Origin of the sequence: Caulobacter sp. SL161 (assembly GCF_026672375.1) — a bacterium.
Taxonomy (GTDB): Bacteria; Pseudomonadota; Alphaproteobacteria; order Caulobacterales; family Caulobacteraceae; genus Caulobacter.
Genome location: NZ_JAPPRA010000001.1, coordinates 3,533,541 through 3,546,739 on the forward strand (window position 1 = coordinate 3,533,541; position 13,199 = coordinate 3,546,739).

Annotated in this window: 14 protein-coding genes and 3 pseudogenes; 15 read left to right on the top strand and 2 right to left on the bottom strand. The window is 69.6% G+C overall.

Annotation, left to right across the window (positions count from 1 at the left end; translation table 11 throughout):
- The first annotated feature begins 101 nt into the window (after positions 1-101).
- The 7 genes from OVA11_RS17385 (at position 102) to OVA11_RS17415 (ending at position 5,349) form a co-directional block, all read left to right on the top strand.
- Positions 102-458 carry a hypothetical protein gene (locus tag OVA11_RS17385; RefSeq protein WP_268068494.1) on the top strand — a complete coding sequence of 119 codons (357 nt, stop codon included), beginning with the start codon at positions 102-104 and terminating at the stop codon, positions 456-458.
- Positions 455-2,059, top strand: a complete 1,605-nt coding sequence (locus tag OVA11_RS17390) for a methyl-accepting chemotaxis protein (protein WP_268068495.1) — start codon at positions 455-457, stop codon at positions 2,057-2,059. The genes OVA11_RS17385 and OVA11_RS17390 overlap by 4 nt, the downstream gene beginning before the upstream one ends.
- Positions 2,060-2,213: 154 nt before the next feature.
- Positions 2,214-2,687: a transcription elongation factor GreA gene (greA, locus tag OVA11_RS17395; protein WP_010920688.1), complete on the top strand. Its 474-nt coding sequence runs from the start codon at positions 2,214-2,216 to the stop codon at positions 2,685-2,687.
- Between the two features lie 114 nt (positions 2,688-2,801).
- Positions 2,802-3,971: a mitochondrial fission ELM1 family protein gene (locus tag OVA11_RS17400; RefSeq protein ID WP_268068496.1), complete on the top strand. Its 1,170-nt coding sequence runs from the start codon at positions 2,802-2,804 to the stop codon at positions 3,969-3,971.
- 193 nt (positions 3,972-4,164) lie between these two features.
- Positions 4,165-4,320 (top strand): hypothetical protein, encoded by a 156-nt coding sequence (locus OVA11_RS17405; protein WP_268069015.1) that lies wholly within the window; start codon positions 4,165-4,167, stop codon positions 4,318-4,320.
- Positions 4,321-4,388: 68 nt separating this feature from the next.
- The gene (locus OVA11_RS17410; protein ID WP_268068497.1) at positions 4,389-4,502 is read left to right on the top strand and encodes a hypothetical protein; all 114 of its coding nucleotides are present in this window, start codon (positions 4,389-4,391) and stop codon (positions 4,500-4,502) included.
- A 106-nt stretch (positions 4,503-4,608) separates the two neighbouring features.
- A complete protein-coding gene (locus tag OVA11_RS17415; protein ID WP_268068498.1) occupies positions 4,609-5,349 on the top strand; it encodes a hypothetical protein in 741 nt (246 codons plus the stop codon).
- On the opposite strand, the gene OVA11_RS17420 is transcribed toward OVA11_RS17415, so the two are convergent.
- Complete coding sequence (locus OVA11_RS17420) at positions 5,346-7,307, bottom strand: ATP-binding protein (protein WP_268068499.1); 1,962 nt, start codon at positions 7,305-7,307, stop codon at positions 5,346-5,348. The genes OVA11_RS17415 and OVA11_RS17420 overlap by 4 nt on opposite strands.
- 196 nt (positions 7,308-7,503) lie before the next feature.
- Here OVA11_RS17420 and OVA11_RS17425 point away from each other — a divergent pair, with 196 nt between their 5' ends.
- The 6 genes and pseudogenes from OVA11_RS17425 to OVA11_RS17445 all read left to right on the top strand — a co-directional run bounded on the left by OVA11_RS17425 (position 7,504) and on the right by OVA11_RS17445 (position 12,026).
- A complete protein-coding gene (locus OVA11_RS17425) occupies positions 7,504-8,220 on the top strand; it encodes a cytidylyltransferase domain-containing protein (protein ID WP_268068500.1) in 717 nt (238 codons plus the stop codon).
- Positions 8,217-9,200 carry a UDP-2,4-diacetamido-2,4,6-trideoxy-beta-L-altropyranose hydrolase gene (gene pseG / locus OVA11_RS17430; RefSeq protein WP_268068502.1) on the top strand — a complete coding sequence of 328 codons (984 nt, stop codon included), beginning with the start codon at positions 8,217-8,219 and terminating at the stop codon, positions 9,198-9,200. The genes OVA11_RS17425 and pseG overlap by 4 nt, the downstream gene beginning before the upstream one ends.
- Positions 9,200-9,376 (top strand): annotated as a pseudogene (locus OVA11_RS19880) (hypothetical protein); the annotation flags it as partial. The gene pseG and the pseudogene OVA11_RS19880, both read left to right, overlap by 1 nt.
- Positions 9,377-9,415: 39 nt before the next feature.
- Positions 9,416-10,063 carry a class I SAM-dependent methyltransferase gene (locus OVA11_RS17435; RefSeq protein WP_268068503.1) on the top strand — a complete coding sequence of 216 codons (648 nt, stop codon included), beginning with the start codon at positions 9,416-9,418 and terminating at the stop codon, positions 10,061-10,063.
- Positions 10,060-11,322: a flagellin modification protein FlmF gene (locus OVA11_RS17440; protein WP_268068504.1), complete on the top strand. Its 1,263-nt coding sequence runs from the start codon at positions 10,060-10,062 to the stop codon at positions 11,320-11,322. The genes OVA11_RS17435 and OVA11_RS17440 overlap by 4 nt, the downstream gene beginning before the upstream one ends.
- Positions 11,319-12,026, top strand: coding sequence for a WbqC family protein (locus tag OVA11_RS17445; protein WP_268068505.1), 708 nt, complete (start codon positions 11,319-11,321; stop codon positions 12,024-12,026). Before OVA11_RS17440 ends, OVA11_RS17445 begins: the two co-directional genes overlap by 4 nt.
- Here OVA11_RS17445 and OVA11_RS17450 read toward each other — a convergent pair.
- Positions 12,024-12,164, bottom strand: a pseudogene (locus OVA11_RS17450) (hypothetical protein); the annotation flags it as partial. The gene OVA11_RS17445 and the pseudogene OVA11_RS17450 overlap by 3 nt on opposite strands.
- 71 nt (positions 12,165-12,235) lie before the next feature.
- Between OVA11_RS17450 and OVA11_RS17455 the strand changes: the two are divergent.
- Both OVA11_RS17455 and OVA11_RS17460 read left to right on the top strand, forming a co-directional pair.
- Complete coding sequence (locus tag OVA11_RS17455) at positions 12,236-13,087, top strand: SDR family NAD(P)-dependent oxidoreductase (RefSeq protein ID WP_268068506.1); 852 nt, start codon at positions 12,236-12,238, stop codon at positions 13,085-13,087.
- Between the two features lie 13 nt (positions 13,088-13,100).
- Positions 13,101-13,193: pseudogene (locus tag OVA11_RS17460) on the top strand (NlpC/P60 family protein); the annotation flags it as partial.
- Positions 13,194-13,199: the final 6 nt, after the last annotated feature.

The following is a 13,199-nucleotide window of genomic DNA, read 5'->3' on the forward strand; positions in this document are numbered from 1 at the left end:
ACGCCGCCGTTGACAGAAATTAACCGTCCGAAAAGGGGGATGCGTGACGTTGTCCACACGGATGGTGCGGTCAATCCCCCGTCCGGTGGAGAACGCACCCTGTGAGCACGCCAGTCCCGAGGACCCGCCGTTTCGCTGCGGTCGTCAGGCCGCTCGCGTTCTCAACCCTGGGCATCATCCTGAGCCTTTTCGCGGCAGTGGCTGTCGACGCCCAGCCGCGTACGCCCGGTCGCGTGGCGGCGGTGTTCCCGCCCTGGTGGGACGACGCACGCGTGGTCGCCAGCGCCGGAACCGCCGGCGACATCGCCGGGGCCGGCGGCGCGTCCTTCATCGTCATCCTGCGCGGCGACCCCGCCACGCTGAACCAGCGCGCCCGGACCGCCGGCGCGTGGCTGTTACTGGATCCCGCCCTCGCCGGTGCGTGCGCGCGTCCGGCTTCGGAGCCTGTGTCGTCATGAACGTCAACTTCTCCAACCTCGACGCCCAACGCCAGATCGGCGGCAAGCTGATCATCGCCCTCGCCTGGCTGCTGATCCCGATCGTGCTGGGCGCGCGCCTGGCCGTGCAGGCGCCCATCCTGGGGCTCTCGATCGCCGCGGTGCTGGTCGCCACGGGCGCGACCCTGGCCTGGAAGTTCGCCGGTGGAGGATCTGGCGGACGCGCCATGGTGGGGGTCGCGCTGATGGCGCAGGTCTCGCTGCTGGTCGCGGCCCTGGGCGGTCACGCCTGGCAGGCCGACATGCACATGGCCTATTTCGCGGCCCTGGCCCTGCTGGTCGTCTATTGCGACTGGATGGTGATCGCCGCCGCCGCCGCGACAGTGGCCGTGCATCACCTGGGCCTGTCCTATCTGGCGCCCAGCCTGGTGTTTCCGGGCTCGGCCAATCTGGGCCGCGTCATTGTCCACGCCGTCATCCTGATCGTCGAGGCCGCCGCCCTGATCGCCGTCACCGCCAGCGTCAACAGTATGTTCGCCATCGCCTCCTCGGAGCGGGCCAAGGCCGAGGACGCCGTCGGCGAAGCGCGCGCCGCCAATGACGCCGCTGAGACCGCGCACCGCCAGCAGGAAGAGACCCGCGCCCGCGCCGCTACAGCCAGCGAGCGCGAGGCGGCCCAGCGCGACGACGCGGTCGCCGCTCTTGGCCAGGGCCTGTCGCACCTGGCCCGCGGAGACCTGACCCTGCGCCTGACAGAGCGCTTCGCCGAGGCCTATGAGCCGCTGCGGAGCGACTTCAACACCGCCGCCAGCCGGCTGGCGGACGCCCTTTCGGTGATCGAACAGCGCGCCAGCGGCGTGCGCGCCAACGCCGACCAGATCGCCGACGCCACGATCAACCTGTCGCGCCGCACTGAGAGCCAGGCCGCGAGCCTCGAGGAAACCGCTGCGGCCATGGACGAGATCACCGCCACGGTCAGCCAGACCGCAAGCGGCGCCAACAAGGCCGCCGACGTGGTCAGCCGCGCCCGCGACGACGCCCGCCGCTCGGGCGAGGTGGTCGAGCAGGCCGTCTCGGCCATGACCGTCATCGAGGAGTCCTCGCAGTCGATCAGCCAGATCATCAGCGTGATCGACGAGATCGCCTTCCAGACCAACCTGCTTGCCCTCAACGCCGGCGTCGAGGCCGCCCGCGCGGGCGAAGCCGGACGAGGCTTCGCCGTCGTCGCTCAGGAAGTCCGGGCCCTTGCCCAGCGCTCGGCCGAGGCCGCCAAGGAGATCCGCACCCTGATCTCGAACTCGACCCAGCAGGTCGAGGCCGGCGTCAACCTGGTGGGGCGAACCGGCGAGGCGCTGGAACGGATCGTCGCCCAGATCGCCGAGATCGACGGCCTGGTTTGCAACATCGCCGCCTCGGCCCAGGAGCAGGCCAACGGTCTGGCCCAGATCAACGGCGCGGTGAACCAGATGGACCAGGTGCTGCAGGAGAACGCCGCCATGGTCGAGGAGACCTCGGCCGCCACCCAGACCCTGAACACCGAAGCCACGCAATTGGCCGAGTTGGTGCGTCAGTTCGATCTGCCCCGGGGTCATGTCGAGCAGCCCCAGCGACGGGTCGCCTAGACTGCGGCGCGGCGCCCTTTCGCGCCGCGCCGTTGCAAGCTCAAGCTTGGCCCCCTTGCGTTACGGGAACCGGGCGCCTATCCTCCCAGCCCCCGGTTGTGCGCGCCCGCGACTGGAAGATCTTCCTCCCAAGGCGTCCGAGCTAAAATCCGCAATGGAAAAAGTGCCGATGACCGTCGCGGGGTACCAGACCCTCGACGAAGAACTGAAGCGTTTGAAGACCGTCGAACGACCGGCGGTAATCGCCGCGATCGCCGAGGCGCGCTCGCATGGCGACCTGTCGGAAAACGCCGAGTATCATGCCGCCAAGGAGCGTCAGGGCTGGATCGAAGGCCAGATCGCCGAGATCGAGGACAAGATCGCCCGCGCCCAGGTCATCGACGTGACGAAGCTCTCGGGCAAGCAGGTCAAGTTCGGCGCCACCGTCTCGGTGGTCGACGAGGACACCGAGGAAGAGGCGCGCTACCAGATCGTGGGCGACCACGAGGCCGACGTGAAGTCGGGCCGCATCTCGCTGTCCTCGCCGCTGTCGCGCGCGATGATCGGCAAGGAAGTCGGCGAGGTGGTCGAGGTCAACACGCCCGGCGGCGTCAAGGCCTATGAGATCCTCAAGGTGGAGTGGCTGTAAGGCGGTCTTCCGCCTCAGCAACGCCACAAGTTGGGTTCAACGGAGCGAGGCCGCTAGATTAGCGGCCTTGTTTCGTTTTCTGTTCGCCCGCTTCTTGCGTCCGAGATCGATGACTTGACCAAGGCTGGACCCTCCCCGTCGAAGACGTCGCCGCTCAAGGTCTGGGCGGTGTCAGACGGCCGCGCCGGGATCGAGGCCCAGGTCGTGGGCCTGTCAGAAGCGCTCGCGCGCCTGGTCCCCTGCGAGGTCACCGTCAAGCGCGTGGGCTGGCAAGGGAACATCGGCCGCCTGCCCTGGTGGCTGAACCTCCTGCCCAAGCGCTGGCTGACGCCCGAGAGCGGCGTCCCCGACCGCCGCAATCCCGACGACTGGCCCGATCTGTGGATCGCCGCCGGCCGCGCCACGCTGCCCCTGTCGATCCGCGCCAAGCGCTGGTCGGGCGGCAAGACCTTCGTGGTCCAGATCCAGGACCCGCGCGTGCCGCCGCACATGTTCGACCTGGTGATCCCGCCCAAGCACGACCGCATGTCGGGCGACAACATCCTGCCGATCACCGGCTCGCCGCACCGGGTGACGCCGCAGCGCCTGGCCGCCGAGTACGAGGCCTTCCAGGACCTGATCGAGCCCCTGCCCCGGCCGCGCGTGGCGGTGCTGGTGGGCGGCAAGTCCAAGGCCTTCGACCTCTCCAGCGAGCGCGCGGCCCAGATCGCCCATTCGATTCAGATCCCGCTGGAACAGGACGGCGGCAGTCTCCTGATGACCTTCTCGCGCCGCACGCCCGAGACGGCTCGCGCCCTGATGACCGCTCGCCTGCGCCACCTGCCCGGCGTGGTCTGGAACGGCGAGGGCCCCAACCCCTATTTCGCCTTCCTGGCGGCCGCCGACTACATCCTCGTCACCGAGGACTCGACCAACATGGCCACCGAGGCGGCCTCGACCGGCAAGCCGGTGTTCGTGCTGAAGATGGACGGCTCCAGCCTGAAGTTCCGCCTGTTCCACGAGGAGCTGGAACGCCAGGGCGCGGCCCGCCCCTACGGCGGCGCCTTCCACGGCTGGACCTACGACCCCGTCAACGAGACCGACCGCGCCGCGCGCGAAGTGCTGGCCAGGATCGGGGTGGAGGTCGCCGAGCCGGTGGCGGAGCCCGAACCGGCCCCGGTGGAGAAGGCGAAGGCGAAGGCGAAACCCAAGCCCAAGGCGCGCCCCGGCGCCGAGGCCAAGGCGCCGTCCGAAACCGCCGCGCCGAAGGTTCGCAAGCCTCGCGCGGCCAAGGCAAAGTCCTGATTTCTCGAGACTCCGCTGATCCTCCGACAGGCGTATGGTCAGGACGACGATCGACCTCGGCTGCCCCAAATCCTCATCCTGAGCCGGTCGAAGGACGAGGATCTCCCCGCCGAACGAGCCCCACACACCAACTGAACTCAGCGTTTTTATCGGTTGCGGCGGCGTGGATGTTCTTGCAATGTTCACGCCATGGCTGAGCTCGAACCCCGCAGCGCGATTGGCAAAGCCGCCCGCAACGAACGGCGCAAGGCGTTCGCTGCGACCTGCAACACCGTGGCGGTCGCTTTCCTGGTTTCGGCGCTCCTGCAGCCTCTCGTCGGCGGTGAGCTCCGGTGGATCAGCGTCTTGAGCGCGCTGATCGGCTTCGTTGTCTTGCAGGGGCTTCTCCACTCCATCTTGTCGCGCGTGGAGGATTGAATGGACCCGGTAATCCAAGTCGTCCTGATCGGTCTCGTGTTCGTCGCCGCCGGCTACGGCGTGTTCTGGCTCTCGATGCGAGCAAAGCCGCACCAGAAGGGACCGCCGCGGTAGGCGTCGGACCCGTTCCCCCAAAAGGTCTCATGGATTTATCGATACTCGCTGACAGCGGGGCGCGGCGCCGTTAAAACGCCTCAGGGTTGTTATCCGGGAAGATTCCATGCGGCTTCGCCTAGCGTTCTTCGCTGCTGTCGTGCTGACAGCGGCCACGACGGCCTCCGCCCAGACCTCCGCGCCGTCCCAGGCTCCGGCGTCGATCAGCGAGGCGGAACGTGAGGCCTTTCGCGCCCAATCCAGCACTGTGGGCGCTGAAGACCTGATGTCGCTCGTTCGCCAGACCTATCCCGAGGACTATCTCGCCTTCGAGACCGAGATGATCACGGCGCGCAAGGCCGGCGCCTCAGCGAATGATCTGAACCAGCGCGCCTACAAGTTTGGCTCCGATATCCGCCGCCGGGTCGAGCCCTACGTGAAACAGGCGCCAACCCCGGCGCTATTGGGGTTCCTTCGAAGCCAGACAGAAGCCATCGATCAGATGCGCACCGTCAGCGCCCGCGCTTGCTACGAGGCCGTCGAGCTCGGTGGCGTGAGCGCGGAGTCCGTCAAGACGCTGACGCCCACCATCGTCAAGCGCTTCTCGCTTGAAGGCGAACATCGGCTGACGCTCGCGCTGAAGGGCAAGGCCAATCCCGTCAACCGCGAAGCACCTTCGGCGGAAGACCGCGAGGCGGCCAAGACGGCGTTTCTGAAGATCGGTGGCGACCCGGACTGGCTGCAAGCCATGAGCCAAGGCGCGCCCCGCCAGCAGTCCGACGATGTCCGCTGTCGTTCGGCGCTGGCCTATCTGAAGGGCATTCTCTCCCTGCCATCGGAGCAGGCCGCTCGCCTGGCTGCGTTCTAGCCCTCACCGGCCGGACGGGCCTCCAGCGCTGCTCCGAGCGTGGCGAACAGGCCCTGGATGCTGACGGGCTTGGCCAGGTGCAGATCCGCGCCGGCCTCCAGGCAGGCTCGCACCTGATGGGGCATGGCGTTGGCGGTCAGCGAGATGATCGGCGTGCGGCGCGCCTGCGCCTCGCGTTCACGCCGGCGGATTTCGGCGATGGCGGCCAGGCCGTCCATGACCGGCATCTGGGTGTCCATCAGCACCACGTCGAAGGGGTGCTTCTCGAAGGCCTCGACGGCGGCCTGGCCGTCCTCGGCCACGGTGACGTCAGCGGCGTCCGCCAGCATCAGGCCGATCACCTTCTGGTTGGTGGGATGATCCTCGGCCAGCAGCACCCGCAGGCGGCGATCCAGGGCCAGTTCGCCGGCCGGATCGGCGGACGCCGCGGGCGTGCGCTGGCCATCGGCCAGGAACAGGGCCTCGAAGACGAAGGTGGCCCCCTCGCCCGGATGGGCCACGCAGGAGATCTCGCCGTCCATCAGCCGGGCCAGGCGCCGGGCGATCGGCAGGCCAAGCCCGGTGCCGCCGACCTTGCGCGTCACCGAACCATCGGCCTGCTGGAAGCGCTCGAACAATCGGTCGGCGCTGTCCTCGTCAAACCCCTCGCCCGTGTCCTGAACGCTGACGGTCAGGTCAATCCGCCCGTCTTCGGCGACAAGGGTCCGGGCCTCGATGATCACCGAGCCGGCGGTCGTGAACTTGACGGCGTTGCTGGTCAGGTTGGCCACGATCTGGCGAACCCGCAGGGCGTCGCCCAGGACATGGTCGTGGAAGTCGTCGGCGAAGGTCAGCCGGAAAACCAGCCCCTTGCTCTCGGCGACGGCCTTGAACACGGCGACCGCTGCGGTGATCGCCTCGCGCAAGTCCAGCGGGTCGCGCGACAGCTCAAGCCCCCCGGCCTCGATCTTGGACAGGTCGAGAATATCGCTGAGCAGCAGGTTCAGCGCGCGGCCGGAATTGAGGATCACCTCCATCATCTCGCGCTGGGCGTCGTCCAGGGCGGTGCGGCTCAGCACCTCGGCCATGCCGATCACGCCGTTCAGGGGCGTGCGGATTTCGTGGCTCATATTGGCCAGGAACTCGCTCTTGGCGACGCTGGCCGCCTCCGCCTTCTGCAGGGCCTCGGCCAGGGCCGCGGCGCCGGCCTTGCGCTCGGTGATGTCCTCGCAGATCACCAACAGGTGGCGGCGGCCGTCTTCGCCCGGGATGGCGATCTTGCGGGTCTGCAACCAGCGGCGACCATTGTGGGGCGTATCCAGCGGCTCTTCGTCGATGGTGACCAGCTTCCCGCTTTCGATCACCCGGCGGTCGTCGGCGGCGAAGGCGTCGGCCTGCGCCTTGGGAAAGAAGTCGTAGTCGCTCTTGCCCAGGAGCTCGGCGCGCGGCACGCCCAGCTGATTCTCGGCGGCCCGATTGACCAGCAGGAAGGCGCCTGTATCGCCGTCCTTGACGAACAGCATGGCGGGCGTGTTCTCGACGATGGTGTCCAGAAAGCTGCGGGCCGCCAGGGCCTGGGCCTCGCGGCGACGCAGGTTGGTGAGGTTGGCGCAGGTGGTGATCAGCCCGCCGGCGGGCGTGCGCCGGCTCTCGAACCGCAGATATTCGCCGAACTCTTCGCGGATCTCTTCGATGCGGTCCAGCTTGCGCCGGCCCAGCTGGTGGGCCAGCCAGGCCGCGCGATCGCCATCGGCCTCGGGATAGCGCCCCGCCGCCAGGCCCGCCAGCAGCAGGCTCTCAAACGTAGCCCCCACCGTCAGGGTGACGCCCCACTTGGCCCACAGTTCGCCGTACCGGGCGTTCCAGATGACGCAGCGATCCTCGGCGTCGAACAGCGCAAAGCCTTCCGGCGCGGCTTCGAACGCCTCTTGCAGCGCGGTGTCGACGGCGTGGGTGTCCACTAGAGTAGCGGCGTTCATGAAGCCTCACGGAGTGTGCGACCGGCTTAGGAAGCGCACAAAGGAGCTTAACGAGGTTGAACGCAGCGCTTCGAAGCGGGCGATGCGGCGATTTGTCCCGCGCCGACGCCCCACCGCACACGCCGGACGCATCGCGCCCGCCACGGCCAAACGGCTCGCCCTTGCCAGCGCCCCCGAACCCGCGCGAAATCAGCGGATGATCCTCGCCATCCTCCAGGCCCGAATGAGCTCCACCCGGCTGCCGGGCAAGGTGCTGATGCCGATCCAGCGCCAGCCGATGATCGTGCGGCAGATCGAGCGGGTCGCCCGCGCCCAGCGTATCGACAAGCTGGTGGTCGCCACCTCCGACCGGCCCGAGGACGACGCCATCGAGGCCGCCGTCCGCCGCGAGGGGATCGCGGTGTTTCGCGGCTCGCTCGACAATGTGCAACAGCGCTTCATCGGGGCGCTGGACGCCCATCCGGCCGACCACGTCGTGCGTCTGACCGCCGACTGCCCGCTGGCCGATCCCGCCCTGATCGACGCCACGATCGACCTGTGCCTGTCCAAGGGCGCCGACTACGTCAGCAACACCCCTGAGGGCCACGCCCACCCCAAGGGCACCGACGTCGAGGTGATGACCGCCGCGGCCCTGCGCCGCGCGGCCGCCGAGGCGACCACGAAGGAAGCCTTCGAGCACGTCACCTGGGACCTGTGGAACCAGCCGGAGCGCTGGACCTGCGCCTGGCTGCCGTGCTTCCCCGACCAGGGCGCGGTGCGCTGGACCGTCGACCGGCCCGACGACTACGCCTTTGTCGCGGCGGTCTATGACGCGCTCTATCCGGCGAACCGCGCCTTCACCTCCGACGACATCCGCGCCTTTGTCGCCGGCCGGCCGGACCTGCAGGACTACGGCGGCGACCGGCGGGCATGAGCTTGCGCATCGTCTTCGTCTGCGCGGCGGGGCCCAGCGTCGGCGGGGGCCACGTGATGCGGTCCCTGACCCTGGCGCGGGCGCTGGAATCGCGCGGCGCGGTGTGCGCGTTCCTCAGCACGCCCGAGGTCGCGGCGGTGCTGGGCGCCTTTGGCCGGGGCATGGCCCGGACCCACACGACCGACCCCTTCGACGCCGTGGTCTTCGACAGCTACGCCCTGTCCGCCGACGCCCACCGCGCGATCGCCAAGGGCCGTCCGACCCTGGTCATCGACGACCTGGCCGACCGGCCGCTGGCCGCCGACCTGGTGCTGGACGCCGGGCCTGCGCGACGGCCTGAGGACTATGCGGGCCTCGTCCCCGCCCACGCCCGTCTGCTGCTGGGCCCCAACCACGCGCCGGTGCGCCCGGCCTTCGTGGCCCTGCGCGAGGCCGCCCTGACCCGCCGCGCCGAACGCGGACCCGTGCGGCGGATCCTGGTGTCGCTGGGCATGACCGATGTGGGCGGGATCACCGGCCGGGTGGTCGGCCTTCTGACGCCGATCCTGGGCGAGGCAGCCCTGGATCTCGTTGTCGGGGCCAGCGCGCCCAGCCTGCCGACCCTGCGCGCCCTGGCCGCCGAGGATCCGCGTCTTGCGCTGCACGTCAACGCCCAGGACATGCCGCGCCTCGTGCTGGAGGCGGACCTGGCCATCGGGGCCGGGGGCTCCACCACCTGGGAGCGCTGCGTCCTGGCCCTGCCGGCCCTGACCCTGATCCTCGCCGACAACCAGATCGCCGCCGCCCGCGCCCTGGAGGCGGCCGGCGTGACGCCGTGCCTGGATGTGACCGCGGCGGACTTCGAGGCGGCGTTTGTCGCGTTGGCGCAGAGCCTGATCGTCGACGCGGATCGCCGCGCGGCGCTGTCGGCGGCCAGCGCCACGGTGTGCGACGGCCGGGGGGCCGAGCGGGTGGCGGAGGCGGTGCTGGGGCTGATGTAAGCGCCCCCTCCGTCTCGTCGCGTATTCGCGCCGATCCACCTCCCCCGCTTCGCGAGGGAGGAAGATGATCCTCCTGCCCCGCTTGCGGGGGAGGTGGCGCGCGGCGAAACCCGCGTGACGGAGGGGGGCGCTATCCCCCTGCGACATCCCGCCTCGCACCCCACCCTCATCGTTAACAGGTTGTTCGCTGCTTCGGCCCGATTCTCCAGGCCACCATGCGCGCCCTGCCCGACATCCGCGGTCTGAAATATCCGGACGAGTTCATCGCCCGGCACTTCTTCAAGCGTGGCCTGCATCAGAAAACCGGCCGGGTGGTCGAGCTGGGCGGTGGCACGGGCAACAACCTGTCGCTCTACGCCGCCTATGGCTGGGACCTGACCAATGTCGACTATTCGGCCGCCGCCCTGGCCGACTGTCGCTGGAACCTGGGCGAGGCCGTTACCCTGATCGAGGCGGACCTGTCCAAGGGCCTGCCGGACCTCGGCGCGACGCCGATCGACGTGCTGCTGATCCCCAACCTCCTCTGCTACCTGACCAGCGCCCAGGCGAGCGCGGTGCTGACCGCCGCCCGCGCGCGGCTGGCGCCCGGCGCCGAGGTCTTTGTCCGCACGCGCCTGATCGACGACTTCCGATGCGGCAAGGGCGTCGAGGAAGAGCCGAACGGCTGGCGCCTGGCCACGCCCGAGACCGGCGAGGCGGGCCTGTTCAACCTGTTCTACACCGAGGACGGCCTGGTGCGCCGCCTCGTCGAGGAGCTGGGCCTCACCCAGCCCACCGCCCTGAAGGTGGCGTTCGACAACATCCAGAACGGCGTGTTCGTCTCGCCCAACAGCGATCTCGTCGTCTGGGGCGCGACGGCGTGAGCGCCCCCCACCGCATCCGCATCATCGGCGGCGGCCTGACCGGCGTGCTGGCGGCCTTCGAGGCCCATCGCCTGGGCTGGCGCGACATTACCTTGCAGGAACGCTTCGAGGCCCTGGGCGGCGTCGCCCGGCCCAAGCTGATCCACGGCCGCGAGATGCGCGACGGCTGCGTCTATTTCGGCGGCGAGACCGATCCGATCGTCCAGACCCTGAGCGCCCACGGCGCGCGGTTTACGACCTTCGACAATCGCTTCGGCTCGATGAGCGCCGACTTCGAGGGCCGCCGCGTCTTCACCTGGGACTTCGGCGGGCCGGCGGTCGACTGCCCGGCCTACAGGGTCAAGGCCCCGGCCGACGACAGCCTGGCCGCGCGCCTGGCCGCCTATCCGCCCGAGATCGCCGCCACGCTGGAGGACTATGTCCGCTGGCACCTCGGCGCCGACCCGTCGCTGGTCCACGGCGACGCGGTGATCCCGATGGCCATCAACCGGGTGTTCCCGGCCGCCGCCGACCTGGCGGCCCTGGGCCGCGCCAAGGCCAGCGATCCCTGGACCGACGAGCTCTACGCCATCCCCCGCGCCCTGTCGGGCCGCACCGCCAATCTGGTGGCCAGCCTGCCGGAGGGCGGCTTCGCCAAGCTGTTCGACGACCTGCACGGCGCGCTCGTCAAGCTGGGGGTCAAGGTCGAGACCAACTGCCTGGTCCCGCCGCGCCAGCTGCTGGCCGAGACGGCCGCTGACGAGACCATCGTCTGGGCCGCCAACCCGACCCCGCTGTTCAAGCCGATGGGTCTGGCCACGCCCACGCTCGTGAAGAAGAGCTTCTTCACCTACGTCTATCAGGTCGAGGCCTTCGACGGCCCCTGCCCCCTCTATGTCCAGAACTTCACCGCCCAGGGCGCGACCTTCCGCGCCTATCTCTACGAGAGCGGCGGCGCGAAACTGGTGGTGGCCGAGTGCGTGCGCGAGGCCGACCTCAAGGCCCTGCCGGGCGAACTGCGCACCCTGCTGTCCGGCTTCGGCGCCCTGAGCCTGGGCCCGATGGTCCAAGCCGACGCCCAGCCGCGCTGGATCTATCACTCGCTGGAGGCCATCGCGGGCCTGAAAGCCCTGCGCGCCAAGCTGGCCGAGCGCTTCGGCGAGCGCTTCATCCCCGGCGCCTGGGAGCCCTACGCCAAGGCCGCCAAGCTGGCCGAGGTCAACGCCGCCCTGGCCCGCGCCCGCGACCTGGCCGCGCCCGCCGTCGCCAAAGCCGGATGACCGCGACGTCGCCTCCCCGGACGGCGGTGATCATGCAGCCGACCTATCTGCCGTATCTGGGCTATTTCCAGCTGATAGCGGCCGCCTCGGTGTTCGTGTTCCTGGACGACGTGCAGTTCGCCCGCCGCTCGTGGCAGTCGCGTAACCGCATCCTGACCGCCCAGGGCGAGCTGATGCTGACCGTGCCGGTCAAGAAGCACGACCGCGAAACGCCGATCCACGCCATCCAGATCGACGACAGCCAGCCCTGGCGCGACAAGCACCTGGCCGCCATCCGCCACGCCTATGGCAAGCGGCCGTTCTTCGCCGAAGGCTGGGCGTTCGTCTCCGAGCAGCTGACCCGCGAACGCGACGGCGCCCTGGCCGACCTGACCTGCGGCATGGCCCAGGCGGCCGCAGAGGCGCTGGGGCTGACGCCGGCGTTCGTCCGCGCCTCCGACCTCAAGGCGCCCGGCGCGCGGTCCGAGCATCTCCTGGCCCTCTGCCGGGCGGTCGAGGCGCAGGAGTACGTCTCGCCGATGGGCTCGGCCGACTACATGGAGGAAGACGGCGTGTTCCAGGCCGCCGACTTCCCCGCGCGCTTCCAGCCGTTCCAGCTGGTGGAATACCCGCAGGGCCGCGAGCCCTTCACCCCGTACATGGGCTTTGTCGATGCGCTGATGAACGTCGGCTGGGACGGGATGCGGGGGCTGGTGGCGGGGTAGCCTCCCTCTTCCAAAGGGAGAGGGAGGGGCCCGCCGCGAAGCGGTGGGAGGGTGAGGGGTTACGAGGTTTGACGATTGCCCGGCGCTCCGTCAGGCGCCGTAACCCCTCACCCCAGCCCTCTCCCTCTGGGAGAGGGAGCGCGTAAAGCCCCCTAGCGAACACTGTTCAGATCACCCATCTTCCCTGCAAACGGGGAAGGAAACCGCACATGGCCAAGTCAAAATCCGTCGTGATCACCGGCGTCTCGACCGGCATCGGCCATGCGGCGAGCAAGGTGCTGGTCGGCCGGGGCTTCCACGTCTTCGGCAGTGTCCGCAAGGCCACCGATGGCGAGCGCTTGAAGGCCGAGTTCGGCGACGCCTTCACCCCGCTGATCTTTGACGTCGCCGACGAGGCGGCCGTGCGCGCCGGGGCCAGGCAGGTCGAGGCGGCGCTGGGCGGCAAGACGCTGGCGGGCCTCGTCAACAACGCCGGCATCGCCGTGGCCGGGCCGCTGCTCTATCTGCCGGTCGACGAGTTCCGCCACCAGCTGGAGGTCAATCTGACCGGCGTGCTGATCGCCACCCAGGCCTTCGCGCCGCTGCTGGGGGCGGGCGAGGCGCGCCGGGGCCCGCCGGGACGGGTGGTCAACATCTCGTCGGTCGGCGGCCGCAACGCCAACCCGTTCATGGGCCCCTACTGCACCACCAAGTTCGGGCTGGAGGGCTTTTCGGAGTCGCTGCGCCGCGAGTTCCTGCCCTTCGGGGTCGACGTGGTGGTGGTGGCGCCCGGCGCGGTGGCCACCCCGATCTGGGACAAGGCCGACCAGGTGGACGTGACCCGCTACGCCAACACCCCCTACGCCAAGGCGCTGGAGCGGATGCGCGGGTTCATGCTGAGTCTGGGCAAATCGGGCCTGCCGCCCGAGCGGATCGGCGAGACCATCGCCACCGCCCTGACCGCGCCCGCCCCCAAGGTCCGCTATGTGGTCTCGCCCTCGCCGATGCAGGTGCTGATGACCGAGATCCTGCCCAAGCGGACGATCGACAAGGCCACGGGCAAGCGGCTGGGGTTGATCTGAGCCAAATCCTCCCCCCCAGCGGGGGAGGTGGCCGAAGGCCGGAGGGGTAAGTTCTGCGGACCTTGCCTCTTCCCCCTCCGTCGTCCCTTCGGGCCGACACCTCCCCCACTAG

What these genes read in the sequence shown, in the direction of transcription:
- OVA11_RS17410 (WP_268068497.1), top strand. Translation starts at nt 4,389, where the DNA reads ATGGACCCGGTAATCCAAGTCGTCCTGATCGGTCTCGTGTTCGTCGCC.
- greA (WP_010920688.1), top strand. Translation starts at nt 2,214, where the DNA reads ATGGAAAAAGTGCCGATGACCGTCGCGGGGTACCAGACCCTCGACGAA.
- OVA11_RS17415 (WP_268068498.1), top strand. Translation starts at nt 4,609, where the DNA reads ATGCGGCTTCGCCTAGCGTTCTTCGCTGCTGTCGTGCTGACAGCGGCC.
- OVA11_RS17390 (WP_268068495.1), top strand. Translation starts at nt 455, where the DNA reads ATGAACGTCAACTTCTCCAACCTCGACGCCCAACGCCAGATCGGCGGC.
- OVA11_RS17420 (WP_268068499.1), bottom strand. Translation starts at nt 7,307, where the DNA reads ATGAACGCCGCTACTCTAGTGGACACCCACGCCGTCGACACCGCGCTG.
- OVA11_RS17435 (WP_268068503.1), top strand. Translation starts at nt 9,416, where the DNA reads ATGCGCGCCCTGCCCGACATCCGCGGTCTGAAATATCCGGACGAGTTC.
- OVA11_RS17425 (WP_268068500.1), top strand. Translation starts at nt 7,504, where the DNA reads ATGATCCTCGCCATCCTCCAGGCCCGAATGAGCTCCACCCGGCTGCCG.
- OVA11_RS17445 (WP_268068505.1), top strand. Translation starts at nt 11,319, where the DNA reads ATGACCGCGACGTCGCCTCCCCGGACGGCGGTGATCATGCAGCCGACC.
- pseG (WP_268068502.1), top strand. Translation starts at nt 8,217, where the DNA reads ATGAGCTTGCGCATCGTCTTCGTCTGCGCGGCGGGGCCCAGCGTCGGC.
- OVA11_RS17455 (WP_268068506.1), top strand. Translation starts at nt 12,236, where the DNA reads ATGGCCAAGTCAAAATCCGTCGTGATCACCGGCGTCTCGACCGGCATC.